This window comes from Kitasatospora sp. NPDC001175 (genome assembly GCF_053598215.1).
Window position 1 is genome coordinate 1 of record NZ_JBSFJU010000054.1, and the last position, 24,750, is coordinate 24,750.

The 24,750-nt window shown below is 72.5% G+C and carries 24 protein-coding genes; 11 read left to right on the forward strand and 13 right to left on the reverse strand.

Annotation, left to right across the window (positions count from 1 at the left end; genetic code table 11):
• On the reverse strand, positions 1–465 hold a 465-nt coding region (locus ACWDAK_RS29865), incomplete at its 3' end, for a HAMP domain-containing protein (RefSeq protein WP_427395339.1).
• Between the two features lie 586 nt (positions 466–1,051).
• The gene (locus ACWDAK_RS29870; protein ID WP_427395340.1) at positions 1,052–1,861 is read right to left on the reverse strand and encodes a helical backbone metal receptor; all 810 of its coding nucleotides are present in this window, start codon (positions 1,859–1,861) and stop codon (positions 1,052–1,054) included.
• A 279-nt stretch (positions 1,862–2,140) separates the two neighbouring features.
• On the opposite strand from ACWDAK_RS29870, the gene ACWDAK_RS29875 reads away from it, so the two are divergent.
• Complete coding sequence (locus ACWDAK_RS29875) at positions 2,141–3,121, forward strand: AEC family transporter (RefSeq protein ID WP_344636188.1); 981 nt, start codon at positions 2,141–2,143, stop codon at positions 3,119–3,121.
• Positions 3,122–3,513: 392 nt separating this feature from the next.
• On the opposite strand, the gene ACWDAK_RS29880 is transcribed toward ACWDAK_RS29875, so the two are convergent.
• Complete coding sequence (locus ACWDAK_RS29880) at positions 3,514–3,909, reverse strand: hypothetical protein (protein ID WP_344636187.1); 396 nt, start codon at positions 3,907–3,909, stop codon at positions 3,514–3,516.
• Between the two features lie 186 nt (positions 3,910–4,095).
• Between ACWDAK_RS29880 and ACWDAK_RS29885 the strand changes: the two genes are divergently transcribed.
• Complete coding sequence (locus tag ACWDAK_RS29885) at positions 4,096–4,986, forward strand: DUF6895 family protein (RefSeq protein WP_427395341.1); 891 nt, start codon at positions 4,096–4,098, stop codon at positions 4,984–4,986.
• Positions 4,987–5,626: 640 nt separating this feature from the next.
• Complete coding sequence (locus tag ACWDAK_RS29890) at positions 5,627–6,055, forward strand: hypothetical protein (RefSeq protein ID WP_344636185.1); 429 nt, start codon at positions 5,627–5,629, stop codon at positions 6,053–6,055.
• A gap of 104 nt (positions 6,056–6,159) precedes the next feature.
• Here the strand turns inward: ACWDAK_RS29890 and ACWDAK_RS29895 are convergent, their stop codons facing one another.
• Positions 6,160–7,203 carry a LacI family DNA-binding transcriptional regulator gene (locus ACWDAK_RS29895; protein ID WP_344636184.1) on the reverse strand — a complete coding sequence of 348 codons (1,044 nt, stop codon included), beginning with the start codon at positions 7,201–7,203 and terminating at the stop codon, positions 6,160–6,162.
• Positions 7,204–7,468: 265 nt separating this feature from the next.
• On the opposite strand from ACWDAK_RS29895, the gene ACWDAK_RS29900 reads away from it, so the two are divergent.
• A complete protein-coding gene (locus ACWDAK_RS29900) occupies positions 7,469–8,116 on the forward strand; it encodes a hypothetical protein (protein ID WP_427395342.1) in 648 nt (215 codons plus the stop codon).
• A gap of 151 nt (positions 8,117–8,267) precedes the next feature.
• On the opposite strand, the gene ACWDAK_RS29905 is transcribed toward ACWDAK_RS29900, so the two are convergent.
• From ACWDAK_RS29905 to ACWDAK_RS29920, 4 genes are all read right to left on the reverse strand, one after another.
• The gene (locus ACWDAK_RS29905) at positions 8,268–8,852 is read right to left on the reverse strand and encodes a hydrolase (protein ID WP_427395343.1); all 585 of its coding nucleotides are present in this window, start codon (positions 8,850–8,852) and stop codon (positions 8,268–8,270) included.
• Between the two features lie 112 nt (positions 8,853–8,964).
• Positions 8,965–10,419: an MFS transporter gene (locus ACWDAK_RS29910; protein WP_427395344.1), complete on the reverse strand. Its 1,455-nt coding sequence runs from the start codon at positions 10,417–10,419 to the stop codon at positions 8,965–8,967.
• Entirely contained in the window at positions 10,416–10,865 is a 450-nt protein-coding gene (locus tag ACWDAK_RS29915; RefSeq protein ID WP_344636180.1) for a MarR family winged helix-turn-helix transcriptional regulator, read from the reverse strand. The genes ACWDAK_RS29910 and ACWDAK_RS29915 overlap by 4 nt, the downstream gene beginning before the upstream one ends.
• A gap of 170 nt (positions 10,866–11,035) precedes the next feature.
• Positions 11,036–12,094, reverse strand: a complete 1,059-nt coding sequence (locus ACWDAK_RS29920; RefSeq protein ID WP_344636179.1) for an NAD-dependent epimerase/dehydratase family protein — start codon at positions 12,092–12,094, stop codon at positions 11,036–11,038.
• Between the two features lie 141 nt (positions 12,095–12,235).
• On the opposite strand from ACWDAK_RS29920, the gene ACWDAK_RS29925 reads away from it, so the two are divergent.
• On the forward strand, positions 12,236–13,039 hold the full coding sequence (locus ACWDAK_RS29925; protein WP_344636178.1) for a DNA-formamidopyrimidine glycosylase family protein: 804 nt from the start codon (positions 12,236–12,238) through the stop codon (positions 13,037–13,039).
• Positions 13,040–13,052: 13 nt separating this feature from the next.
• Here ACWDAK_RS29925 and ACWDAK_RS29930 read toward each other — a convergent pair whose 3' ends face one another.
• Positions 13,053–13,688: a nucleoside/nucleotide kinase family protein gene (locus ACWDAK_RS29930; protein WP_427395345.1), complete on the reverse strand. Its 636-nt coding sequence runs from the start codon at positions 13,686–13,688 to the stop codon at positions 13,053–13,055.
• 84 nt (positions 13,689–13,772) lie between these two features.
• Here ACWDAK_RS29930 and ACWDAK_RS29935 point away from each other — a divergent pair, with 84 nt between their 5' ends.
• The 3 genes from ACWDAK_RS29935 to ACWDAK_RS29945 all read left to right on the forward strand — a co-directional run bounded on the left by ACWDAK_RS29935 (position 13,773) and on the right by ACWDAK_RS29945 (position 14,879).
• Complete coding sequence (locus tag ACWDAK_RS29935) at positions 13,773–14,297, forward strand: phosphohydrolase (protein WP_344636176.1); 525 nt, start codon at positions 13,773–13,775, stop codon at positions 14,295–14,297.
• Positions 14,298–14,415: 118 nt separating this feature from the next.
• Positions 14,416–14,586, forward strand: coding sequence for a hypothetical protein (locus ACWDAK_RS29940; protein WP_344636175.1), 171 nt, complete (start codon positions 14,416–14,418; stop codon positions 14,584–14,586).
• Positions 14,583–14,879, forward strand: coding sequence for a dsRBD fold-containing protein (locus tag ACWDAK_RS29945; protein ID WP_344636174.1), 297 nt, complete (start codon positions 14,583–14,585; stop codon positions 14,877–14,879). The genes ACWDAK_RS29940 and ACWDAK_RS29945 overlap by 4 nt, the downstream gene beginning before the upstream one ends.
• 241 nt (positions 14,880–15,120) lie before the next feature.
• Here ACWDAK_RS29945 and dacB read toward each other — a convergent pair whose 3' ends face one another.
• Together dacB and ACWDAK_RS29955 are read right to left on the reverse strand one after the other, a co-directional pair.
• Complete coding sequence (dacB, locus tag ACWDAK_RS29950; protein ID WP_344636173.1) at positions 15,121–16,722, reverse strand: D-alanyl-D-alanine carboxypeptidase/D-alanyl-D-alanine endopeptidase; 1,602 nt, start codon at positions 16,720–16,722, stop codon at positions 15,121–15,123.
• Positions 16,723–17,051: 329 nt separating this feature from the next.
• Positions 17,052–17,366 carry a hypothetical protein gene (locus ACWDAK_RS29955; protein ID WP_344636172.1) on the reverse strand — a complete coding sequence of 105 codons (315 nt, stop codon included), beginning with the start codon at positions 17,364–17,366 and terminating at the stop codon, positions 17,052–17,054.
• Between the two features lie 154 nt (positions 17,367–17,520).
• Here ACWDAK_RS29955 and ACWDAK_RS29960 point away from each other — a divergent pair, with 154 nt between their 5' ends.
• The 3 genes from ACWDAK_RS29960 to ACWDAK_RS29970 are packed head-to-tail and all read left to right on the forward strand — an operon-like array spanning position 17,521 to position 21,363.
• A complete protein-coding gene (locus ACWDAK_RS29960) occupies positions 17,521–19,842 on the forward strand; it encodes an FHA domain-containing protein (protein WP_427395346.1) in 2,322 nt (773 codons plus the stop codon).
• A 24-nt stretch (positions 19,843–19,866) separates the two neighbouring features.
• Entirely contained in the window at positions 19,867–20,394 is a 528-nt protein-coding gene (locus ACWDAK_RS29965) for a hypothetical protein (protein WP_344636170.1), read from the forward strand.
• Between the two features lie 9 nt (positions 20,395–20,403).
• Positions 20,404–21,363 carry a serine/threonine-protein kinase gene (locus tag ACWDAK_RS29970; protein WP_344636169.1) on the forward strand — a complete coding sequence of 320 codons (960 nt, stop codon included), beginning with the start codon at positions 20,404–20,406 and terminating at the stop codon, positions 21,361–21,363.
• Between the two features lie 45 nt (positions 21,364–21,408).
• On the opposite strand, the gene lysA is transcribed toward ACWDAK_RS29970, so the two are convergent.
• Positions 21,409–22,773 (reverse strand): diaminopimelate decarboxylase, encoded by a 1,365-nt coding sequence (gene lysA, locus ACWDAK_RS29975; RefSeq protein WP_427395347.1) that lies wholly within the window; start codon positions 22,771–22,773, stop codon positions 21,409–21,411.
• Between the two features lie 248 nt (positions 22,774–23,021).
• Positions 23,022–24,245, reverse strand: coding sequence for a streptophobe family protein (locus ACWDAK_RS29980; protein WP_344636167.1), 1,224 nt, complete (start codon positions 24,243–24,245; stop codon positions 23,022–23,024).
• Between the last annotated feature and the right edge of the window lie 505 nt (positions 24,246–24,750).

The window sequence follows — 24,750 nt, forward strand, 5'->3', positions numbered from 1 at the left end:
GAGCTCGTCGTCCGGACCGTCCAGCTGGATCCGGCGGTGCAGGTCGGAGGAGACCACCTCGCGCGCGGTCCGGGTGATCCGCCCCAGCGGACGCAATACCCGGCCGGCCATCGCGTAACCGACCATGAAGGCGATCACCGCCAGGCACACCAGCACCGTGAGCGACTTGCGCAGCAGGGTGTTCAGGGCCGCGTCGATGCGGGTGGCCTCGTAGTGATCGAGCCACTGGTTGAAGTTGCCGTTCGAGACGGTGTAGCCGTCCGGGGTGACGATCTGCACACCCGGGCCGATCGTCATGGGCGGCAGCGCGGCGTCGCGCATGGCCTGGCGCACGAAGAAGTACATCAGCACCAGCAGGACCACGCCCGCCATCAGGAACATCCCGCCGTAGAGCAGGGTGAGCCTGATCCGGATGGTCGGGCGGAAGGGCAGTCGGGCGGGCACGCCGTCGTCGGGCAGGGACACGGCACGAGCGGGCCGGCGAGCCGACGGAGGGGTGCCTTTGAACGAGCCTGACGCAGACCTGCCGTCCCCGGTGGGTGCGTTGGGCGTCTCGCGCGCCGGAGACGACGGGTTCATGAGCTGCCTTTCGAGAGAGCCGGGCGGCGGGTGGTGATCGTTCCGCCCGCGGCCTGCCTGGATGGTGCACGCGGGGCCGTACGGCAGCCGTCCTGCCCGCTTCGGTCCCGGCCTGCGGTCAAGTGGCCATCGCGACCTGCACATGGGCTGCGCTCCTATCCTCTCCGCCCTGGTGTCAGGCGGACGTAAGAGTTCGCTACCGACTCGGTCCTGCCGCGCGGGCGGGCATCGGGCACGACTTCCACGGAGATGTGGATGTGATTGGTGTGCGATCGTTCGATCGGGGCGCGGCTGAAGCGAATGAACTTTTGGCTGCGGCTATAGCGAGATTTCGTCCTCATGGGATCAGCCTGCTGACTTGTGTCTTATGGGTTCTTGATTCGATCCGACCGGCCGTGACGACAACAGGTTCGGTTGCCGGTCGTCGTGAGTCCCGATGGGCGCGGTGGCGGCGCCCGTGGGCTTGGTGTCGCTACGCCTCGCGGTCCGAGCAGGGGCGTCCCCCCGGTGCGGTGCGGAGTTGGGCGGTGAGGACGGCGGGCGCCTCGGCCAGTGAGGGGCCGTACCAGGTGAGATGGCGGCCGCTGACCAGGGCGCACGGGGTGCCCGGGAAGGCTTCGGGGCCGTCGGTGGCGGTGAAGCGGTACGGTTCGTCGGGCAGTACGGCGAGTTGGGGGCCGGCGGCCAGCAACTCGGCGATGGGGATGGCGGGGTAGCGCTCCGCGTGGTCGGCGTGGATGACGTCCACACCGAGCCGGCGCAGCAGGTCCCCGGCGAAGGTGTCCCGGCCGAGCACCATCCAGGGCCGCCGCCAGACGGGCACCACGGCCCGCAGGCGCGTCAGCGGCTCCTCCACCGCCTCCCAGGCCGCCCCGGCCGCGTCCAGCCAGGCGGGGTGCGGCAGTCGGCAGGCGACGGTGAGCAGCCGGTCCAGCGAGGACAGCGCTTGCGGCAGGGTACGGACCTCGGTCACCCAGACCGGGATCCCGGCGGCCCGCAGCGCCGCCAGATCGGGCGCGCGGTTCTCCTCCTCGTTGGCCACCACCAGGGCCGGTCCCAGTTCGATGATGCGTGCCACGTCCGGATTCTTGGTGCCGCCGATCCGTTCCACCGCGAGCCCGGCCGGGTGGGTGCACCACTCGGTCGCACCGACCAGCAGCCCCGGCCCGGTGGCGGCCAGGGCCTCGGTCAGCGAGGGCACCAGCGACACCACCTGCCGTACCGGCCCGAGTCGTACGGCGGTGCCCTGGTCGTCGGTCTCGGTCCGGGATGCTTCGCTCACCTGCTCACCGTACCCGCCCGGGGGCGCGGCCCGGTGGCGGTCGATCCCCGCCGGCCGTTCCGGTCGTGCCGAGAGAACGCCCCGACGACACCGTGGGCCTGACGATGTGTCAGCCATGGAGTTCGGCGTGGCGACAGCCGGTTGAACGGCGGTCGGCGGGGCCTGATTGACTGCGGAGCGGCCGGAGAGCCCGGAGATCCCGGGCATCTGCAGCACCCGAGAGAGCGATCGAGCAGATCCACCGGATCGAGCAGACCGCCCAGGACCAGTCGAGGATCCATGCACACCCTGCACCCCCTGCTCGCCGCCTTCGTCCCCATCTGGTCACTGACCGCCGTCGGCTATCTGGTAGGCCGCACGGGCCTGTTGGGAGAGCAGGCGGAGGTTGTACTCGGTCGCTTCGTCTTCCACGTGGCCATGCCCGCCGCGCTGTTCACGATGATCTCCCGGACGCCGCTGGACAGCTTCGCGAACACGTCCATGCTCGCCTTCGTGGCCGGAACCGCCGTGGCCTCGCTGCTCGGGGCCGCCGCCGCCCGGTGGTGGTTCGGCCGGGGTCTGGCCGACCTGACCATAGCGGGGATGGCGTCCGGGTACGTCAACTCCGCGAACCTGGGTATCCCGGTGGCCCTGCAGGTGCTGGGTGACGCCTCGTTCATCGCGCCGGTGCTGGTCTTCCAGGTGCTGGTGGTCACCCCGGTGGTCCTGACGTTGCTGGATGCCGGGGCCGGCAAGGGCGGTGGTGCCGCCGGCGAGGGCGGTGACGCCGCAGGGGAACGGGTCGGACGGGCGTCCCGGCTGCTGGCGGTGCCGCTGCGCAATCCGATCGTCCTGGCCGCCGGGCTCGGGGCGCTCGCCTCCGCCGCCGGCTGGCATCTGCCGCCCACCCTGGGGCACTCCTGCGACGTCCTGGGCAGCGCGGGCGTGCCGACCGCGCTGATCACCCTCGGGATGTCGCTGCACGCCCGGCGGCCGGCCGGCAGTTCGGCGCAGCGCGCCGAACTGGGTCTCACCGTCGCCACCAAGACGCTGGTACAACCGCTGGTCGCGCTCGCCGTGGGCAGCCTGGTGCTGCACCTCCCCCCGCACCAGCTGCTGGCGGTGGTGGTCTGCTCCGCGCTGCCCACCGCGCAGAACGTCTTCATCTACGCCCGCGAGTACGGCCTGAACGCCGCCCTGGCCCGTGACTCGGTGATGTTCTCGACCCTGCTGTCGATGGGGACGCTCTCGGTGGCGGGCTGGCTGCTCGGGCGTGGCTAGTGCACCGTCCGGTACGGCCCGCAGGAGTGGGTGACGGTCGCAGGACGGCCTCGATGGACACCCGAAATGATCGTGCCGGGGAGAGCGCTCGCCCATGGCCTGTCGAAGCGGGCCCGGCAGCGGCTGTCGGCGAGGTTCAGCCAGGACCTCGGCCACCGTCTCACGGGCGATCACGAACCGCTCCAACCGGCTTCCGCCTGCCGCAGCTCGGCCTGAAGGGTCTCCACCCGCCGCCGAGCGGCGCGTTCACGCTCCTCCAGCAACCCCATCACCGACGGCATCCCGGAACCTCCACCGAAGCGACGACACGACACCCCGTCTCTGCCGCCGAAACACCGAACAAGGCGGCGCCACCGGGTCGGCCCGTGGCGCCGCCTTGCTCGCAGCCGGCTCTAGCCGACCTGGTTGATGGCCACGTCGCAGCTGGTCGACACCGGACAGGCGACATGGAAATTGTTCATCGTGACCTTAAGTAGCACGTCCTTGCCGTCGTCATCTGCCATCAGGTAGCAGTAGAAGTTGTCCTTGCAGGCGAACACATGGCCGTCGGCCTTGAAGCTCACCCACCAGTAGTCGTGCCCTGTCGTCACGAATCCCGTACGGTACTTCGCGTCGAACGCGTACTCCTTGCTGCCGTTCGCGAGATTTGTGAAGGTTTTGCTCACCTTGTAGTCACCGTCGTACCGGTGAGTAAAGGTGATCTCGCTCAGGGTGCCTCCGGTGTTGTTGACCACATACACCGGGCAGCTCCGCTCGGTCGCCGTAGCCTCGCCAGTCTGGTTCCCCATGGCTGATCAACCGCCTTTCCGCCAATTTGTGGCAGAGTAGATTCGTATGCTAATCACTAATCATTGCCCATGTCGCCTTCCCCGTAACTCCGCCAATCGAGGGAAAGTCACAGGAAACCGTTCCCGGTGTCGAAGGTCGAGGTATCAGCCCCTGAGTCCCCACTTTGAAGGAAGCGCAGGGTTCCGTTGGCTCAGATCGAAGCCGAGCAGGCACTGTGTGAATGGATTGAGTCACACCTTGGCCACTTCTTCCCATCCGGGATCGCTGGCTCAGCTGCAGAATGGTCCATCAAGATCCGGCCGGCCTGCGAACTATCCATCGTCCTGTTCGGAGTAACGGGCCCGCGTCCGCCAGCTAACGGCACCTGGGCTCGCCTCGTCTCCGAGAAATGTCGGGAGCTGCTTCTCCCCGCCGACCAGGCGCTTCCCGGGATAATCGCATCCGGAGCAGCTGAAAGCCATAATTTCAAAGCGGCACTGCTCGTCTTCATTGCCATCGAGCGCATCACCGGCCGCCGGTTCAGGTCGCACGACATCGTCAGATCCGTTTTCGCGATGCCGCCCCGCAGCAATCCCGGCCCCGATCTGGACCACGCCATCGCGACCGACCTCGCCGGTATCCGCGACTACGGCCCGCAAATGACACGAAGGCTTGAGGCGTTGATGCGCCGATACCCGTCCGCCCCCGCCCTCGGTGCCGCAGCCCGCCCAGCCCTCTACGACGTCACCCACGCCTGCTTCCTCGCCACCCGCTTCGGTCACCGCACCGCACCCTGGCCCGCCCGTCACGCCGCCTGGCTCACCCACACCCTCGGCCCCGCCGCGGCCGCCCGCCTACAGTTGGGCGATCTCGACGTCGCCGCAGAACTGACCGCAGCCGCCCTCTGGTGTGGCCTGCCCCTCAATCCGCACCATCAGCAGGTGCTCAACACCCTCTCCCGGACCGCCCTCGCGACCGGCTGCATCGTCCCCGGCGCCCACTTCGCCCCGGAGGCGGACTTCTTCGACCGCGCCTACCACCCGACACTGACCGCCCTCGCCGCCCTCAGCGCGGCCAACCGCGCTCAACTCTCCTGAAGAAACTCCGCCACCCGATGTAGAACCCGGCCAGCCCGCCTGAGCGTGTCAGAAAGGTCGTGCAAGTCCGCGGTCTGGGAGGCCGGCCGGGGCCCGGTCAAGGGCTCCGGCCAGATCCTGAGCCGGACAGATCACCTCCGCCCCGCCGTCTTCCACGTCGCAGTCCACCGCCAAGCCCATCCCGCACCCGTCTCCAGCCGTTCCGCTGCGGCGGGATCGATGCCGTACGGCGCGACAGGTCCGATTCGCCTGCAGTCTCAGGTGACCTGGTTCGATCAGGCGCCACCCACAGCACGGGGGCGAAGCCGCGAGCATGTCTTCGGGTGACCGCAGTTGATACCGCGCCAGGTTGCAACTGTGCCGGTGCGGACGGTCCTTGTCGAGCCTCGGTTCGCGCATCGCGGCGCCGAGGAACGCTTGCCTCCGCAGCTCGTGGCGGGGCGGACGTTCGGTGCTGGGTCGCCGGTGCCATCGGGCTGAGATTGCCTGACGCAGTTTTACCCAAACGATTGGTGCAATGGTTTGGGTAGGACATAATCGGCGACACGCGCGCGCCGAGGCCTTCTCGGAGGAGGCCGGGTGTCACGACCCGGAGGGCCCGCGTGCGCCTGTGACGAACCAGTCCTTCACGGAGGTCGGAATGGCGGAACAGACTGCGGCGGGACCCGGGACGGCCGGGCGGATGCCACGAGGACTCAAGATCGCGACGGGGGTGATCTGGTTCCAGGCGGTCGTCAATCTGCTGGTCGGCTGGGTGCTGTTCAGTAGCGCGGCCACGTTCGACGAGCACGGCGTCGGGGAGCGGTACGGCAGCGGCCTGCTGCGCACCATCGGTGTCGTCTCGGTGGTGATCGGCCTGCTGTTAGCCGTGTGCGGCGTGCTGGTGGTGCGGCGGGCGGCCTGGGTCCGGCCGACCGTCATCGGGCTCGAAGCGGTCGGTATCCTCAGCTCGCTGATCGCCCTGTTCTCGGGTGGCGCGATGCCTTCGCTCGTGGGTATCGCCGTCGGGGCCGCCGTGATCCGGCAGTTCGCCTCGGCTGACGCGGCGGCCTGGTTCAACCGTCGTTGAAGGGCCGGGTGGCGCCGGGTAGTGCCGGCGTGATGCGAACGGCCCTCAAGCGGTCGTTCCCGTAGTCGCCGTTCCCGTCGTGCCGCGTCCGGTCGGGCCGCCGCTCAGCCGAGCGGCGGCCCGACCGGCGCACCCGTCGAGGCCCTGGCCATCAGCACCGGCCGCAACTGCTGCGACTCGGCCGGCTTCCCGTCGATCAGGCACAGCAACTGCCGCATCGCCAGCCGGCCCAGCTCCGCGGACGGCGACCGGACGCTGGTCAGCGACACCGGCAATTCGGCGGCGAGCGCAATGTCGTTGAAGCCCGCCAAGGCCAGGTCCGTGCCCAGCCGCAGGCCCAGGTCGCGGGCGGCTCCGGCGGCACCGATCGCCGCGAAGTCGTTCACCGCGAAGAGAGCCGTCGGGCGGTCGGGGCCGCGCAGCAGTTCCTCGGCGGCCTGCCGACCGCCCGCGGTGTCGAACCCCGACAGCCGGATCCGGTGCGGAGGCAGCGGCAGTCCTGCCTCCCGGTAGCGCTCGACGAATCCGGCGGTCCGGTCCACGCCGGTGCTCGCGAACGGAGGACCGGCCACCACGGCCACGTCCCGGTGCCCGAGCGCCAGGAAGTGCTCCGCGACCAGCCGCCCGCCGAACACGTCGTCACAGGTCACCGCCGGGTGCGCGGCGCGCCCGTCCCGCCGGTTGACCAGCACCAGCGAAGTGCCGCGCAGTGCCGGGTCGTCCAGCACCGCACCGTCCAGATGGGCGTCACCGATCACCAGCCCGTCCACCCGCCGGGCCAGCACCATGGCGATCCGCTCGCGCTGCACCGCCGGATCGTCGTAGGTGTTGGTGACGAACGTGGACAGGCCGTGTGCCGTCGCCTCCTCCTCCACGCCCTCGTAGACGGTGGCCATCACCAGCTCCGACAGCCGGGGGACGAGCACCCCGACCAGGTTGCTGCGCCGGGTGCGGAGGCTGGCGGCGTACGGGTTGCGCCGGTACCCGCGAAGATCGGCCAACTCCCGGATCCGGCGCGCCGTGTCACCCGACGCCGCGCGGCCCGGCTCCCCGTCGCGGCCGTTCAACACCCGCGAGACCGTGGAGACGTGCACTCCCAGTTCGTCGGCCAGCCCCTGCAAGGTGACCGGCCGGCCCTCGCTCGTCATGCCGACTCCTCCCGTCCGTGCTGTTCCGGACCATTCTTCCGCACCGTCAGCCGTTCGGTGACAGTGCGGATCCTGGCCGTCGCGAACAGCCCGCCAGTGAGGCGGGAGTCCTGGCGGCAGATACCAACCAGGCTGGTGTGCAAAGGAGTTGGTGTGGCAGGACGGGTCGGGGCGTGCGGCGGTGGACCGGGCTGGCGACCGGGCGCCGCCGCTGGTGTCGGTGCCGCCCGCTAGCGTTCCCGATGACGGAGGGCCGGGAGGTGCGGTGAGTTTTCTCGGGATGTGGGTCCTGGCGGCGGTGCCGGACGAGGTGGTGGACGACGTGGCGCCCGTGCTGGGGCCGCACATCGACGGGCAGCGCGAGCTCGCCCGCACCCAGGAGCTGTGGCGGCGCTGGAGCGCCGCACCCGAGCGGGTCGGCGGCCTGCGTGCGCTGCGCCGTCGCGGGTCGGGGCCGTCGATGGCGCTGGACGCCGACAGCGAGGCGTTCCAGGAGCTTTCCAGCGCCTGCCCGTTGGACGAGCACTGCGAGGAGATCTACGCGGCCCTGGACCGGATCCCCGCCGACTGGCGGCACCTGGCGCTCGCCCCGGGCTGCCGGAAGGGATTCCCGGTGGCCGCGCTGGCCCACGGCCTGGGGCCACGCCGGTTCGCCCTGCTGCCGGGCTGGTTCGGTGACATGGTCCTGACCTCGCAGCAGGTGCGCGAGACCCTGCCGGACGTGGTCGCGGCGCTGGAGCTGACGGCGGAGCAGCGCCGCGAGGCCCGACAGCGCGCGGTGGAGTGGCTGTGCGACAGCGGCGACGGTGACCCGGGGGAGGCTGCGACGATGCTGGACGGCGTTGTGCCCCTGTGGCGCGCGGCAGTGGAGAGGCAGGCGGGGCTGCTGGGCTGCATGTTCATCCCTGGATGACCCGACCTCGGATGACCCGACCGGGGCCCGAGAGTGGTGGCCGCACCCGGCCGTGTCCAGCCGTTCCCGGGTCGTGTGGGGCCGCCGCATCCGCCGGACCGGAGTCGGCGGCCCGGCGGATGCGGCGGCAGCGGCGGTTTGCGGGGCGAGGTCAGGCGCGGGTCTTGGCCAGCAGCTCCAGGATCTCGGCGGTGGTACCGGTCTCGCCGAGCCGGGGGAAGATCCGCTCGACGGAGTTGCGGTGCGCCTCCAGATCCATGTCGGCCATCGCGTCGGTCGCCAGGGTGACGTGGTAGCCGTGTTCGTGCGCGGCCCGGGCGGTGGATTCCACGCCGATGCTGGTGGCGATGCCGGCCAGCACGATCTGGGTGACACCGCGGCGGCGTAGCTGCAGGTCGAGGTCGGTGCCGTGGAACGCACCCCAGTTGCGCTTGGTCACGGTGATGTCCCCGGGGTGGCCGGCCAGGTCGCCGACGATGACGTCCCAGCCCTCGGGCAGGCCGCCGGAGTGGCGCGGGGCTTCGGTGCGGCCGGGTACGGCGTCCGAGCCGTCGGCGGCGGCGGTCACCCGTACCAGGACGACCGGAGCGCCGTGGGCGCGGAAGGCGTCGGCCAGTTCGACCGAGCGGGCCACCACCTCGGGAGTGGTGTACGGGACGGTCGGCAGAGCGGTGATCCCGTGCTGCAGGTCGATGAGGACCAGCGCGGTGCTCGGGTCGAGTGCGGTGAGAGCCATGGGTGTGCCCTTTCATAGGTGAACGATCCGTACGGAAAAGGGAGTTCGTGACAGGTGGCGGTGCAGGTGCTCGTGTTGACCGCCGTGCCTGAGTCGGCGCCCACGCTCGGACCTACGCCCGCGCTCGCGCCGTCACCAGGCCGACCCGGTGCAGCGAGCGGTCCAGCAGGGTCACGGCCAGCAGCAGGACGGCACCGGCGAGCATGAACAGCGCCAGCCGGTGCAGCCCGCCCGTCCGGGCGCCCTCGCCGAAGAAGGCGGCGGTGGCGGCCGAGGCGGTCATGGCGCCGAGGTACATGAAGGTGCGCAGCAGCCCGGCGGCGGAGCCGATCCGGGCGGGATCCGCCTGGTGGTAGAGGGCGTTCTGGTTGGCGAGGCCGTTCAGGCCCTGGGGGATGCCCATGAGCACGCCGACGGCGACGAGCAGCCAGAGGGAGCTCCCCGAGTCGACCAGCAACAGCGCGGCGCAGGCAGCGATCTGGAAGAGACCGCCGGCCACGAGCTTGCCCCGGATCTCGCTGCGGCGGCCGGTGGCGCCGGAGACCAGCAGTGCACTCAGCGACAGCGGCAGCAGGACGAGTCCGGCGACCGACGCGTTCAGTCCCCGGCCCTCCTCCAGCCAGGGGGTGAAGCCGTACATGAACGCGTACGCCGCGGTGTAGCTCAGCAGTTGGCGGACGAAGGTGGCCAGCATGGGTCCGTTGCCGCCGAGCACCCGCAGGTCGATGAACGGTTCCGGTACGCGAAGCTCCCGTACCGCGAAGCCGGTGGTGGCGACGGCGGCGAGCACCGGAAGGTACCAGCGGGCGAGCCGGGGGCTCATCAGGAACAGCATCAGCGAGACGAGCATCGCCGCGAACAGCGCCATGCCCGCGAGGTCCACCCGGCCGGTGGCGGAGGTCTGTTCACGGTCCGGGGCGGGGTGCCGCGGCAGGCGCAGGGTGCCGAGGACCAGGCAGGCCAGCGACAGCGGGATGTTGACCGTGAACATGGTGCGCCAGCCGCCCGCGCCGATCAGCAGTCCGCCGAGGGTGGGGCCGATGACGGCGACGGTCTGGTTGGCGATCGCGAGCGCGGTCAGCACGCCGGCCGGGCTGTCCCCGCCGGTGCGTCTGGCTTCGCTGCGGGTGAGGTGCATCGAGGCCGGGTAGGCGGCCGAGGTGCCGAAGCCGAGCAGTACCCGGGCGGCGATCAGGAAGCCGAGTGAGGGGGCCAGGGCGCCGAGGAGTCCGGCGATCCCCACCAGCGACGTCCCGATCAGATAGAGGCGGCGGGGTCCGTAGGTGTCCACCAGCCGCCCGACCACGGGCTGGCCGACGGCGGTGGCCAGGTAGAGCGCGGAGACCAGCCATGCGGTCTGCGACGGGGGCGTCCCGAAGGCGGTCCCGATCGGTATCAGGGCCACCGCGATCATCGAGGAGTTGACCGGGTTCAGCACCGAACCGAGGAGCATCGGGGCGATCAGCTTGCGGTTGAAGCCCTCGGGCCGGTCCTGCCGGGTCTCCCGCCCGCCGTCCTCCGGAGGGCGGCGCAGCGATCGGCTCAGGCGCGCGGTGGGCGAGGTCATGACTGGGCGAGCCGATCCAGCAGGGTCAGTGCCTCGATCACGGTGCGGCGCTCGTCCTCCGTGCAGTGGTCCTGGAGCGCCCGTGCCAGCCACTCCTCCCGGGCCTGCCGGCTGCCCGCGACGTACTCGCGGCCGAGCTCGGTGAGGGTGACCAGCTGGCGGCGGCCGTCCTCCGGGTCGGGGTGCCGCTGGATCAGTCCGCGCTGGTCGAGCACCGCGAGGGTGGCCGCCGTCGACTGAGGCCGGACCCGCTCGGCGGCCGCCAGTTCGCTGGCCGACATCGGCCCGTCCTTGGACAGCCGGCTGAGCGCGGACAGCTGGGAGGGCGTGAGGTCCTGGGTGTCGGCGACCTCCCAGAGCCGTCGGCGCAGTCTGGTGAACACCACGCGCAGCTCTCCTGCCGCGCGGGCGGCCGATTCGGAGATGTTCCCGCTGCTCTGTTCCATGCCTCCACGCTAAAACCTTCAGGCCAAACTGTCCAGTCTTGCTGTGCAGTCTGGACTGATGATCCGACCCGGTGGCGGCACCACCGTCGAGCCGCGGGGCGGCGGCACCTCCACCGGTCCGCGACGGCGAAGGGACGGGCCGTGCCGCGAGGACGGGCGCCGAGCAGGGCTCACCGCCCCCGCAGCGGCGCAGCCGCGAACCGCGCCATGCCGTCCGCGAAGCCGACCGTCGGCCGCCAGCCGAGTTCGTCCCGGAGGCGGGTCGAGTCCGCCGTCACGTGCCGGACGTCGCCCAGCCGGTACTCGCCGGTCACCACCGGGCGCGGGCCGCCGTAGGCCGTGGCCAGCGCCTCGGCCATCTCGCCGACCGTGTGAACGGCGCCGCTGCCGACGTTGAACACCCGGGCGCTGCCCGCCGGGCGGTCGCCGACCGCCGCCAGCGCCGCGAGGTTGGCCGAGGCCACGTCGGCGACGTGGACGAAGTCGCGCCGCTGGGCGCCGTCCTCGAACACCCGGGGCGCCTCGCCCCTGGCCAGCGCCGAGCGGAACAGCGAGGCGACCCCCGCGTACGGTGTGTCGCGGGGCATCCCCGGCCCGTACACGTTGTGGTAGCGGAGCGTCAGAACACGGCCACCGCAGGCGCGCGCCCAGGCTGCCGCCAGATGCTCCTGAGCCAGCTTGGTCGCCGCGTACACGTTGCGCGGATCCGTCGGCGCCTCCTCGCCGACCAGGCCCGGTGCCAGCGGCCGGCCGCAGTGCGGGCACGGCGGCTCGAAGCTCCCCGCGTCCAGGTCGGCGATCCGCCGTGGGCCCGGTGCCACGTCCCCGTGCACGGCGCAGCGGTAGCGCCCCTCGCCGTACACCACCATCGACCCGGCCAGCACCAGATCCCGTACCCCGCCGCGTGCCATCGCCGCCAGCAGCACGGCCGTGCCGAGGTCGTTGCAGCTCACGTAGTCGGGCGCGTCGTCCAGGTCGAGCCCGAGGCCCACCACCGCCGCTTGGTGGCAGACCGCGTCCACGCCGGACAGCGCCCGCTCCACCACCGCCCGGTCGCGCACGTCGCCCCGGACGAACTCCACCCCGGCCGGCCACGCCGGCTCCCGCCCGGACGGATGCACGGCGGGCAGCAGCGCGTCCAGCACCCGTACCGCGTGGCCGGCCGCGACGAGCCGCGCCACCACCGCCGACCCGATGAACCCGGCACCGCCGGTGACCAGAATCTCCATGCCGGCGAAGCTAGCCGTCCGGCCCGCCCCCGTCCCTGTGCCCCGGCCGGACGTCAGGGCTTCGTAACACTCGGCACACCCGGCAGCCGCGCGGGCGGCACCCGGTCGGTGTGCGCCCGGGCGCACGGCATCATGGAACCTGTGCCCGAAGGAGACACCGTCTACCGAACCGCCACCCGGCTGCGCCAGGCCCTGGCCGGCCGGCTGCTGACGGGTGCGGACCTGCGGGTGCCGGCCCACGCCACCGCAGACCTGCGCGGGCGGCGGGTGCTGGAGGTCGTCCCGCGCGGCAAGCACCTGCTGATTCGCTTCGACGGCGGCCTCACCCTGCACACCCACCTGCGGATGGACGGCAGCTGGGAGCTCTACCGGACCGGCGAACGCTGGCACGGAGGCCCCGCCCACCAGATCCGCGCCGTCCTCGCGACGGACGAGCACACCGCCGTCGGGTACCGGCTCCCGGTCGTCGAACTGCTGCGTACCGCCGAGGAACAGCGCGTCGTCGGACACCTCGGCCCCGATCTGCTCGGGCCGGACTGGGATCTCGCCGAGGCGCTGCGCAGGCTCGGCGAGCAGCCCGAACTCCCGCTCGCCGAGGCACTATTGGACCAGCGGAAGCTGGCCGGCATCGGGAACGTCTACGCCAACGAGCTCTGCTTCCTGGCCGGGGTCACCCCCTGGACCCCGCTCGGCGGGGTTGCCGTCCTGGACCGGGTGCTCGCCCGCGCCCACCAACTCCTGGAGGCCAACAGGCTCCGGCCGGGCCATCCCACCACCGGCGAGGCGCGCCCCGACCGCCGGAACTTCGTCTACGGCCGCGCCCGCCGTCCCTGTCTGCGCTGCGGTACGCCGATCCGCACCGCCCCGCACGCATCGGACCGGGGCCGCGACCGGCCGGCCTTCTGGTGCCCGCGCTGCCAGCGCGGCCCCTCCCCGGCAGGCTGACCGGGCGGCGGCGTCAGGGCAGTACGAGTGCCGGATGGCGCGGGTCGTCGGCGCGCACCGTGAGGTCGGCCAGTTCGGACGGGCCGGTCTCGGCCTCGTAGCGGGCGAAGGCCGGGAGCGTCCACCGCTCCTGCGGCGGAGTCCGGCGGGCCAGCGCGGCCGGGGTGAGCGCGAGGTGCACCGTCAGCTCGAACGGCAGCCAGCGGCCGATGAGCAGCGCTCCGTCCAGCAACAGCACGCCGCCGGGCGGGAGTTCGGTGTACGGCGCGCGGGTGGACCGGTCAGTGGCGGCGTCCCGGAGCGAGGGAAGGACGCGTGCGCTCCCGCCGGGCTCCAGCGGATCGAGCACCTCGCGCAGGAGTGCGCCGTCGTCCAGCCAGAGGTCGTGGTAGGCGTCCGGGTCGTGGCGGCCGTACTCCAGGCGCAGCGAGGCCGGGCGGAGGAAGTCACCGGCCGAGACCCGGAGCACCGGGCGGCCGCGCAGCCGCAGCGGTTCGACCAGGGAGTCGGCCAGCTCGCCGGGACGGGCTGCCGGCGCTCCGTCGATGGCGATCCGCAGCCTGCGGCCGTCCGTCCCGGCCGGGTGGGTGTCGATCCGCTCGGCGAGCAGGTCGATCAGACGTTCGGGGGAGATCGGTCTCACCTGCACGACCCGGCGGTTCCTCTCCTGATTCGACAACTCGACTATATTGCAAGTCAACTGATCGCCGATTGCTCCCCCGGAGGAACCGCCGTGCCCGTGCTGACCCTTGCCGAGGTCGAGGCCCTGGCAGCCGACGCGCACGCCGGGCAGCTGGACAGGATCGGCGAACCCTACCTCGGGCATCTGCGTGCGGTCTCAGCCGGGCTCGCCCCGTTCGGTGTCGGCCTGCAGATGGCGGGTCTGCTGCACGACGTCCTGGAGGACACCGACCTCGGCGCCGACGACCTGCTGTGCGCCGGCGTGCCGTTCGGCGTGGTCGAGACCGTCCGCCGGGTGACCAAGGCCCCCGGTGCGGCCTACCAGGCCATGCTCCGGCAGATCACCACCGACTATTCGGCCACCCTGCTCAAGATCGCCGACAATGCGCACAACTCGGTCCCGGCCCGCGCCGAGCGGCTGCCCGCTCCCGACCGCGAGCGCCTCGCCGCCCGCTACCGCGCGGCCCGCGAGGTCCTCTGGCCGGCGGTGGCCGCGGCGGACGTCCGGGTGATCGTCGAGCTCGTCAACCCCGCGCTGCTCGCCGAGCTGGATCCCGGCACCGGGGGCGGAGGGTGAGTGGCCTGTACGGCGCGGTAGGGGCAGGCTGGTAGCAGAAGAGCCACGTGCTGCCCGGTCGGCCGCGCGCCGCGGCGTGCAGTCGGGGGGTGCCGGGTTCGAGCAGAGGGAGCCCGCGATGGCCGACATGCAGGAGAAGTTCCCAGACAAGTCCACGGAAGAGCGCGAGGACATCCGGGCACTGGACCCGGAGGAGGGCATCACCTCGTACCAGACCGCGCACGCGTGGGAGGAGTCGCAGGCCGAGGGCGACCGCCTCGACGAGCCGACGGAAGACACCCGGCGGTGAGCGGCGACCGGGCCGAGCGGCAGGCACCGCCGCACACCACCGAGTGGAGCATGCGCCTGAGGCTGACCGAGGACGGCGACCTCACCCAGGCCCACCTCGAACTGGACACCGGCCAGAACATCCTGGAAGCCGACGCCGAGGCCCGACGCAGCGCCCATGACCCACCCGCCACCGTCATCGGCGACGAACTCGCCGCGGGCCGCGCCCTGATCGAACTGGGCCACCGGCTGGTCCACGCGGGTTCGGTCGCGGCCGAGGCCGCCGAGTCGGCCCGTCGGCGCGACGAGGAGTGAACAGACGGGCGCGGACCACGTGATCGCAGCTCGCCCCCTCGGCCCGGTGGACGGGCCGAGGGGCGGGCCTGCCGGCGTGCACCGTGAGTCCGCCCGACGACGACGGCTGTTCCCGGAGCGCCGGCCGCCCGAGGGACGCCAACGGACCGGGCCCGGCCGGCGAGTGCCGACCGGGCCCGGGTGCGCTGTTCTCGTCCGGCGCGCCAACTCCCTCAGCGGGCACACCGGTTGACCGAATGCGTCAGCAACGGCCGATGGTCTCGCAGTCGTCCCAGCGGGTGGCGGGGGCGGCGGGGAGATCGCCCGAAGGCGCCATGAGGGCGGGCGCGTTGCGCGGCGCCACCTTGGCGGCCGGGGTCTTGGCCGGACCGGCGGCGAGGCGGACGGCTACCGCGTCCAGGGCGGCACGCGGACGGGCGCCCGCGTAGTTGTTCACCATCACGGTGAACGCCAGCTTGCGGCCGTCGGGCGCGGTCGCGTAGCCGGAGATGTTGTCCACGCCGCTCATCGAACCGGTCTTGGCGTGCACGTTGTTGGCCGCGGGCGTACCCACCATCCGGGTCGCCAGGGTGCCGCCGACCATCCGGGCGGGGTTGCCGGCGATCGGCAGCGCCTCGTACCAGCTCTTGAACCACGGCTTGTCCGCGGCGACCTTGAGCAGACCGGTCATCTTGCCCGCGGTGACCAGGTCGTAGCGGGAGAGACCGGAGCCGTCCACCTGGCGGCCGGCCGGGTTGGACAGGCCGTTGGCCTTGAGGAAGGCGCCGATCTGGTTCACACCGGCGGTCCAGGTGCCGGCACCGCCCTTGACCTTGCCCATCTCCTTGGTCAGGTGCTCGGCGATGCCGTTGTTGCTGAGCTTCAACAGCGGCGGCATCAGCTCGGCCAGTGGGTGCGAGTCGTGCGAGGCCAGCGCGGTGGAGGTCTCCTGGCCGGTCGCGGCCGCCACGCCCTTGCCGACCTTGACGCCGTGCCGGGCCAGCGCGCCCGCGAAGACCTGGCCGGTGTAACGGGCCGGGTCCTCGACGGTGGCGATGAAGCTCGCGGGGGAGCCGCCGGCCGGGACGCTGCCGGTCAGGTTCAGCACGTTGACGCCGCGCTGGCGCTCGACGTTCGCGCTCTGCGCGCTGCCGGCCGCGCCGGTGGTGATCTTGCCGTTGAACTTCAGCGGCGCCTCGGCCGGGTAGAGGTCGACCTTGGCCGCCTCGCCCTCCTTGCCGGGGGTGACGGTCACCTTGACGGTGTCCATCACGTACTCGTTGTCGGTGGCGACGGTCAGACCGGAGATCTGCGGGCTGTAGGAGTACGGCTCGTCGTCCCAGGCCCAGCCCGGGCCGAACGGGACGTTGTCGTACCGGCTGCCGTCGGCCAGCAGTCGGCCCTTGACCTCGGTGACACCGGCGGCAGCCACCTTGGCGGCCAGGTCGTCCAGGTCCTGCGGCAGCAGGCTGGGGTCGCCGCCGCCGCGCAGCACCAGGTCGCCGTTGAGCACGGAACCCTTGCGGGTGCCGGCCGTGCGCACCTCGGTGGTGAACTTGTAGTCGGGGCCGAGCAGGTCGAGCGCGGCGGCCGAGGTGATGGTCTTCATGGTGGACGCCGGGGTGAGGTAGGCGTCGGCCTGGTGCTGGTAGACCACCTGGCCGGAGCTGAGGTCGACCACCTGGACGGCGGTCTCGGCGCCCGCCATCACGGGGTTGGCGAGGATCGCGTCGAGGTCGGCCGCCAGCGTCGGGTCGGCCGGGGAAGGCGTGTCCGCCTGGGCGGAACCGGCCAGCACGGAGGCGGCGAGGGCCACAGCGGCCAGCGGCAGCGTGCGGCGGTGCAGGCGTGCGGGCAGAGGCAAGATCGCTCCATACGTCGGGTACGGCGAGGCGCAGCCCGGACGCACCGCACCGAAGCTGGGCACGGCGAATCCAAGGCCCCCACAGACCGGTACGGAACGGCCGAAAGCCCCCCGCTTTTCGTGAGGCGAAAACTACCATCCGACGGACAGTCAGATGATCGCGGGACCGTTCGGTCCGTTTCACACCGATCCGGCGCCCGGGGAACCGGGCACCGGTAACTTCTACGCGCCGACCCGCCGAAAAGTCTCACCCCTCGACGAGGATTTCTTTCCGGCCCGCGCCGAACCGGCCACCGAACCCGACGGACAGACGCTGGCCCGGCGCACCGCTACTGCGGAGCCTGCGCCCCGCCCCCGGCCTTCACCGCGTTCACCATCGCCTGGTGGACGTCCCGCGCCGTCCGCTCGTCCGTGGCCGGCACCGGGCTGCCCTCGACCGTGAACCAGTCCAGTGCGCCCGAGTACTGCACCGTCAGCCGGGCCTCCCCGTCGATCCACATGGTGTGCACCGTGAGGTCTCCGCTGATCGCACCGATCTCCTTGGTGAGCACCCCGCCCCGCCCGGAGAGGATCCCCTGGGTGGTCCAGGTGGCCCAGGAGACGGTGCTGCCCGCCGGCGACTGACCCTGCTGCTGCTCGCTCATGGCCCTATCTTCCCCCGGTACGCGGTTCGCCACCCCGCAGCGACACCACCCACTGCCTCGCCCGAACGAGGTGCTCCCTGATCCGAACGGCCCGCTCCGCGGCACTCGGGCGGCCCAGCGGCGGCCACCCGGACGGAGGTCTAGCATCGGGAGCATGGGACAGCGACCCGTCGCGTCCACGGCGCCGCAGCTGGTCCTGGAGACCGCAGACGACTGGCAGGTGATCAGCCCGAGCCGTGAGTACCACGTCGGGCGCGACCCCGCCGGAGAGATCGTCCTCGACGACCCCAGGGTCTCCTGGCACCATGCGGTGATCCACACCGATGACGGCCACTGGACGCTCGACGACACCGACAGCACCAACGGCACCTTCACCGACGGCCGCCGGGTCCGGCACCTCGACGTCGGGCCCGGTACCACGCTGCGCTTCGGCAGCCCCGAGGACGGACCGACGGCCGTCCTGCGGGCCGTACCCGCCCCGGCTGTCTCCGGACTCTCCACCATCACCGGCTCCACCCGGCCCCCCACCGTCGTACGGCAGCTGCCCGTCCGGATCGTCCGGATCGGGCGGGAGAGCGACAACGACCTGGTCGTCCCCGACCTCTCGGTCTCCCGCCACCACGCCGAACTGCACGCCACCCCCGACGGCCGTTACGAGATCGTCGACCTCGACAGCCACAACGGCACCTACCTCAACGGCATGCCGGTCCACCGGGCCGAGGTCGGGTCCGGCGACCTGATCGGCATCGGCCACGCGATGCTCTGTCTGGTCGGTGACGAGCTCCAGGAGTTCGTCGACACCGGCGACATCGACCTCAACGTGGAGGACCTGGTGGTCACCGTCGCCGGCGGCCGGCAGCTGCTCGACCACATCAGCTTCCCGGTCGGCCAGGACTGCCTGTTGGCCGTCGCCGGACCCAGCGGTTCCGGCAAGTCGACCCTGCTGAACGCGCTCACCGGGCTGCGCCCGGCCGACCACGGCACCGTCCGCTACGACGGCCGCGACCTCTACCACGACTACGCCGAACTGCGCAGCCGGATCGGCCTGGTCCCGCAGGACGACATCCTGCACACCCAGCTCACCGTGCGGCGCGCCCTGGGCTACGCCGCCGAGTTGCGCTTCCCCGGCGACACCGACCCCGCCGAGCGCGAGGCCCGGATCGAGAAGGTGATCGCCGGACTGGGTCTGGGTGAACGGGCCGACCAGGTGATCGCCAGCCTCTCCGGCGGCCAGCGCAAGCGGGTCAGCGTCGCCCTGGAACTGCTGACCAAGCCCTCGCTGCTCTTTCTGGACGAGCCCACCTCGGGCCTCGACCCCGGTATGGACCGCTCCGTGATGCAGATGCTGCGCGAGCTCGCCGACGACGGCCGCACCGTGATCGTGGTCACCCACAGTGTGCTCAGCCTGGGCCTCTGCGACCGGCTGCTGCTACTCGCCCCCGGCGGGCGGATCGCCTACTACGGCCCGCCAGCCGAGGCCCTGGACTTCCTCGGCCACCAGCACTGGCCCGAGGCATTCGAGGCGTTCGAGACCGAGGCCGACCGTGACTGGGCCGGCCAGTACCGTGAATCCAGCGCCTACCGCCGCTACATCGCCGCCGCGATGAACCGGCCGCGCAAGGCGGAGCCGCACCCCGAGTCGATGGCGGCGCCCCCGCCACCGCAGGGCTGGCGCTCCCAGCTCGGCACCCTGGTCCGCCGCTACGGCGCGGCCCTGTCCACCGACCGGACCTTCCTGGGCGTCATGATCGCGCTGCCGTTCGTGATGGGCGCCATGGCCCGCGCTCTGGCGGGCAGCCGGCTCACCCCGGCCACCGCCACCAGCGCCCTGCTGATCCTCTGCGTCGGCGCGGTGCTCACCGGAGCGGCCAACGCGGTGCGCGAACTCGTCAAGGAACGCGCCATCTACCAGCGCGAACGCGCCGTCGGCCTGTCCAGATCGGCGTACATCTGTTCGAAGATCGCGGTGCTCGGCACCGTCACCGTGGTCCAGTCCGTGGTGCTCACCCTGGTCGCCCTGGCCGGGGTACGGGTGCGCCCGCAGGGCGGCAGCGGCGTCCTACTGCCACCGCTCGCCGAGATCACCATCGCTGCCGCGCTGCTCTCCTTCACCGCCATGATGCTCGGCCTGGTGATCTCTTCCCTGGTCCGCCGGGAAGAGGTGACCATGCCGCTGCTGGTGCTGGTCGCCATCGTCCAGGTGGTCTTCTGCGGCGCACTGCTCGAGCTGCACACCGTCCCGGTGCTCAACCAGCTCTCCTGGCTGGTGCCCTCCCGCTGGGCGTTCGCCGCAATGTCCGCCACCGTCGACATGCACCACATCGTCCCCGGCGCCCTGACCGCCGACCCGCTCTTCGCCCACAGCCCGGACATCTGGCTGCTCGACCTGGGAATGCTGCTGGTGCTCTCGCTGATCTTCGGCCTCCTGGTCGGGCGGCTGCTGCGGCGGCAGGAACCCGCGATCATGCGGCGCTAGCCGGACGGCCCACAGGAGGCGCCGATGAGCACCACGTACCACCGCACCGGTCCGGACCACGACGCACACCGGTTCAGGCCCACCCACGTCGTCCCCGAGGACGGGCTGCCGACCTGGGCCGGGCCCGACGCCTCGAGGCCCAGCGCCCGGCTGGACCCGCTGCTCCCCGTCCGCCTCGCCGACACCAGCGGCGACTGGGCCCGGATCGTCTGCGCCAACGGCTGGAGCGCCTGGGTGGACGGCCGGCTGCTGGTCACCCTCCCGCACCGCCCGCCGGGAACCGGCCGCCCGCTCGGCACCACCGGGGACCCCCGGCCGCTGCTCGACGCACTGGCCCGCTCGCTCGCCGCCTACCGCGAGCTGGTGGAGCGGCTGGCCGCCGGCGAACTCGACCTGGACACCTTCCGCCGCCGGTCCGGCGAGCTGCGGATCGGCGTGGTGATCGACGGCCCGTCCGCCTGGCTGCTCGACCTCGACGACGGCCGCTGGTACTACTGCGACGGCACCCGGCTGCAGACCTACGCCGCGGTCGAGCCGCCCTCCCCGGGATAGGGGAAGCCGGTGAGCACCGCGGCGTACGAGGACCTGACCGGGCACCGGCTCGCCGGGTACCGGCTCGGCCGGCGGATCGGCCGGGGTGGCATGGCGGTGGTCTACCAGGCGGAGGACCTGCGCCTCGGCCGCCCGGTCGCGATCAAGCTGCTCGCCCCCGAACTGGCCCGCAACGACGTCTTCCGGCAGCGCTTCGCCCGGGAGTCACGGGCCGCCGCCGCCATCGACCACCCGCACATCGTCCCCGTCTACGAGGCGGGCGAGGCGAACGGCGTGCTCTACATCGCCATGCGCTACGTGGCCGGCCGCGACCTGCGCGCCCTGCTGGACCGCCAGGGCCGGCTCTCCGTCCCGCAGACGGCCCGGATCACGGCCCAGATCGCCTCCGCGCTGGACGCCGCGCACGCCCACGACCTGGTCCACCGCGACGTCAAACCCGGCAACATACTGATCGCCGAAGGGCCCGACGCCGAACGGCCCGAACACGCCTACCTGACCGACTTCGGCCTCACCAAGAAGTCGCTCTCGCTCAGCGGGCTGACCAGTGTCGGCCAGTTCGTCGGCACCCTCGACTACGTCGCCCCCGAGCAGATCAGCGGCCGTCCGGTGGACGGGCGATGCGACCTCTACAGCCTGGGCTGCGTGGTCTTCGAGGCGCTGACCGGCGCGCCGCCGTTCCGGCGCGACGACGACCTCGCGCTGCTCTGGGCGCATCTGCACGATCCCGCGCCGCTGCTCACCTCGCGGCGGCCCGACCTGCCCCGTGCGCTGGACCCGGTACTCGCGAGGGCCCTCGCCAAGACACCCGAGGAGCGCTACGACAGCTGTCTGGGCTTCGTGGCGGCGCTTCGGGCGGCCGCCGAGAGGGGGGACCGGGCCGCTGTCCCGGTCATCACCACCCTGCCCGAGCCCGCGCCCGTCCCACTGCCGCCCGCCTGGGCCAGGCCGGTCTTCAGCCCCCCGCAGTGATCGCGAGCCGTGGCGCACCCGGCTCCTTCGGGCGTCCGGTCGCGTTCAGCGACCCACCTCGCGGGCCTGGAAGTCCCCGACGGTCTCCCGGCGGATCAGCAGTCGGGCCCGCCCGTCGCTGACCGCGGCCACCGCCGGTCGGCCGACCAGGTTGTAGCCGGAGGCCATCGAGAGCTGGTAGGCACCGGCGGCCGGAACCGCCAGCAGGTCGCCCGGGCGCAGGTCGGCGGGGAGGTCGGCCGCGCGGACCAGGACGTCGCCGGCCTCGCAGTGCCGGCCGACCACGTCGATGACGGCGGGCGGGGCCTCGGAGGTCCGGCCGACCAGGCGGACGGCGTACGGGGAGCCGTACAGGGCCGGGCGAGGGTTGTCGCTCATCCCGCCGTCCACCGCGGCGAAGGTGCGGCCGTCGGTGCCGTGCTTCACCGAGAGCACCCGGTACAGGGCCACGGCGGCCGGCGCGGCGATCGCCCGGCCCGGCTCGACGATCAGACGCGGCACCGAGAGGCCGTGCTCGGCACAGCGGGCGGCGAGGTGGCGGGTGGTCCGGGCGGCGAAGTCGGCGAGGTCCAGTTCCCGGTCGCCGGGGCGGTAGCGCACGCCGTGGCCGCCGCCGAGGTCGAGTTCGGGCAGTTCGGCGCCGTGCCGGTCGCGGATTCGCGCCAGCAGTCCGACCAGCCGGTCCAGCGCGGCGAGATAGGGCTCGACCTCGGTGATCTGGGAGCCCAGGTGGCAGTGCAGGCCGGTGAGGCGGAGGCTGGGCTGGGCTAGCACCCGGTCGACCGCCTCGGCCGCGTCCCCGCCGTCGATCCGGAACCCGAACCTCTGCCCGGCCACCCCGGTGCGCACAGCCGAGTGGTGTCCGGCTGCGATGTCCGGCAGGACCCGGACCAGCACCTGCTGCGGCGTGTCCGCGATGGCGAGGGCGGCCAGCCGGGGGATCTCGGCCAGGCCGTCGATGACGATCCGGCCGACCCGCATCCGCCGGGCGAGCCGCAGTTCCTCGGGGCTCTTGGCGTTGCCGTGCAGCAGGATCCGCTGCGGCGGGAAACCGGTGGCGGCGGCGAGGCGCAGTTCGCCGGCCGAGCAGGCGTCCAGACCGAGCCCCTCCTCGGACACCCAGTCGGCCATCGCGCTGCACAGGAACGCCTTCGCCGCATACAGCACCTGCGCCTGCGGGAGGGCGGTGCGGTATGCCCGGGCACGCCGGCGCACCTCCTCCTCGTCGAGCACGTACAGCGGAGTGCCGAACCGGTCGGCGGCCTCCGCCAGGCCGACCCCGCCGACCAGCAGCTCTCCGCCGGCCCCGGGTCGGGCGGAGGCCGGCCACGGGCTGCCGAGCGGCAAACCCGGGTGCGGGGAGCGGCGACGGGCGGTCCGGGCGGCGGGGTCGACCTGGGTCTGGGTCATGGCGGAGGGCTTCCTTCCACACGTGGCTGCGGGCTCACGGCGGCCCGGACCGCAGTACCGCCGGCGGCTCCGGCCCGCCCGTTCCAGTGGATGCCCGACGCAGCCGGTCGGCACCGGGCCTTGACGCATGGCCTACGCGAAGTACGCCCGCCTTGACGACACCCTGACAGCGCTCGGGTCCCCGACAGGGCAGCGGAATCGGACGTGCGGGAGCGGGTTCCGGCGCGCCGGGGGCGACGGTCAGCGGTTCAGGAGCGCTGGAGCGGGCGGGGCGCCCTTCGCGCCAGCAGACCGCCGAGCAGGCCGGCGGCGGCGCCCCACAGGGCGCCGAGCACCACGGTGCGCGCCAGGTCGGGGCTGAGATGGAGACTGCCGGTGCCACTGTGCAGACCGAGCAGGGACAGGCCGAGCTCGGCGGAGACGGTGGTGAGCAGTCCGATCGCCAGCATCGCGAGGGCCAGGGCGACGGCCAGGTTCAGCGCGCACCGCCAGAGCGGGGGACGCTCGGGGGAGTGCAGCGCCGCGCCGAGACCGGTGAGCAGGACCAGGATCACCGCGAGCGCGAGCAGCAGCCAGCTGCGGCCGTCCTGCTGGGCGAGCGAGGAGAGGTCGAGGGTGACGTCCCGGCTCCGGGAAGCCTGGAGCACGGAGGCGAGCGGTTGCGGGACGGGCAGGCCGATGGTGCCCGCGGAGTGGCCGTGCCAGGAGCCGCCGATGCCGACGCCCAGCGCGATCCAGGCGAGGTTGGGGAGTGCGAGCAGCAGGACCGCGAAGGTCTCCCGGGGGTGATCGCCGGTGGCGGCGCAGACCAGACCGGTGACCAGGCCCACCAGCACGTACACCGTCAGCAGGCTCAGCACGGCGTGTCCGGCGGGCCGGATGGTGGTGTGTATGCGTAGCAGGCGTGCGGGCAGCGGTGCACGCCGGGAGATCAGGAAGGCCAGCAGCAGGACCCCGCAGAGCCAGGCCAGCCCGATGCCGAGGGTCGCGCCCGGCGAGGCCCGGAAGCCCACGGTGGGCGCGCCGCCGAAGATGCTGCCCAACTGGTCGAGCAGCGAGTCGCCGGTCGGGACGGTGAAGGTGTGTTGGGCGTACTGCCGGACCAGGAGCAGCAGCGCCAGCCAGAGCACCGCCGTACGGGCGGCGCGTCCGGCCAGTTCGGCGGGTCCGACCAGGGCCCGGTGCCGCAGTGGCTGGAGGAAGACGGCACCCGCCACCAGTGCCCCGACGAGGGTCACCGACAGCGGCAGGCCGGTGATCCCGCCCTGGGCCTCGGCGACGAAGGCGGCGTTGCCGGTGAGGTCGAGCGGCACTCCGACGGCCAGCAGCACGGTGGCGGCGAGCACCGCGGGGAAGGCGCCCTCGGGCAGTGTGTTCGCCCCTGCGGCCCACAACCCCAGTGCCGCGACCACGACCATGACCACGAGTGGCGCCACCGCGGCGGCCAGCGCGTCGGCCCAGAGCCTGAGCACGCGGAGTGCCGGGCTTCCGGGTCGGCCGGGCGGCCGTGGCGGTACGTCACGCGGTGGCACGTGGTGCGCGGGTGTGCTGTCGCGCGGCGGTACGCCGTTCGGGGCCGGGTCGCTCGGGTGCACGCTGCCTCCCGACGGGCGGATGTCTCCCGGGGTGGGTCTGCTTCCAGCTTGGGTCAGCGGGCGGGCGTCGGCGAGCGCTCGTCCTGCTCCCGGTGAGTGATCCGGGAGCGGTCGGCCAGCGGTTGCGGGGTGCCGAGGGGGCCAGCAGAGAATGAGACCCGGGGGGCGGACGGGGGAGGCGAGCCGGGGGAGACCAGCCCTGGAGGACTTCGCGTGACTTCTCTGCCGCCAACCCCGGACGATTCCGGCGACGGTCCTGACGACGGACCCGGCCGGCGGGACGACCGTCCCGACCAGGGAAGTGACCGCCCCGACCGGCGAAGCGGAGAGCGGCCGGACGGATCGTCCGCCGGCCCGCCGACCCGGTCCTCGGCCGGCGAGC

What these genes read in the sequence shown, in the direction of transcription:
- ACWDAK_RS29875 (WP_344636188.1), top strand. Translation starts at nt 2,141, where the DNA reads ATGCACACCCTGCACCCCCTGCTCGCCGCCTTCGTCCCCATCTGGTCA.
- ACWDAK_RS29880 (WP_344636187.1), bottom strand. Translation starts at nt 3,909, where the DNA reads ATGGGGAACCAGACTGGCGAGGCTACGGCGACCGAGCGGAGCTGCCCG.
- ACWDAK_RS29890 (WP_344636185.1), top strand. Translation starts at nt 5,627, where the DNA reads ATGGCGGAACAGACTGCGGCGGGACCCGGGACGGCCGGGCGGATGCCA.
- ACWDAK_RS29895 (WP_344636184.1), bottom strand. Translation starts at nt 7,203, where the DNA reads ATGACGAGCGAGGGCCGGCCGGTCACCTTGCAGGGGCTGGCCGACGAA.
- ACWDAK_RS29905 (WP_427395343.1), bottom strand. Translation starts at nt 8,852, where the DNA reads ATGGCTCTCACCGCACTCGACCCGAGCACCGCGCTGGTCCTCATCGAC.
- ACWDAK_RS29910 (WP_427395344.1), bottom strand. Translation starts at nt 10,419, where the DNA reads ATGACCTCGCCCACCGCGCGCCTGAGCCGATCGCTGCGCCGCCCTCCG.
- ACWDAK_RS29915 (WP_344636180.1), bottom strand. Translation starts at nt 10,865, where the DNA reads ATGGAACAGAGCAGCGGGAACATCTCCGAATCGGCCGCCCGCGCGGCA.
- ACWDAK_RS29920 (WP_344636179.1), bottom strand. Translation starts at nt 12,094, where the DNA reads ATGGAGATTCTGGTCACCGGCGGTGCCGGGTTCATCGGGTCGGCGGTG.
- ACWDAK_RS29940 (WP_344636175.1), top strand. Translation starts at nt 14,416, where the DNA reads ATGGCCGACATGCAGGAGAAGTTCCCAGACAAGTCCACGGAAGAGCGC.
- ACWDAK_RS29955 (WP_344636172.1), bottom strand. Translation starts at nt 17,366, where the DNA reads ATGAGCGAGCAGCAGCAGGGTCAGTCGCCGGCGGGCAGCACCGTCTCC.
- ACWDAK_RS29960 (WP_427395346.1), top strand. Translation starts at nt 17,521, where the DNA reads ATGGGACAGCGACCCGTCGCGTCCACGGCGCCGCAGCTGGTCCTGGAG.
- ACWDAK_RS29965 (WP_344636170.1), top strand. Translation starts at nt 19,867, where the DNA reads ATGAGCACCACGTACCACCGCACCGGTCCGGACCACGACGCACACCGG.
- lysA (WP_427395347.1), bottom strand. Translation starts at nt 22,773, where the DNA reads ATGACCCAGACCCAGGTCGACCCCGCCGCCCGGACCGCCCGTCGCCGC.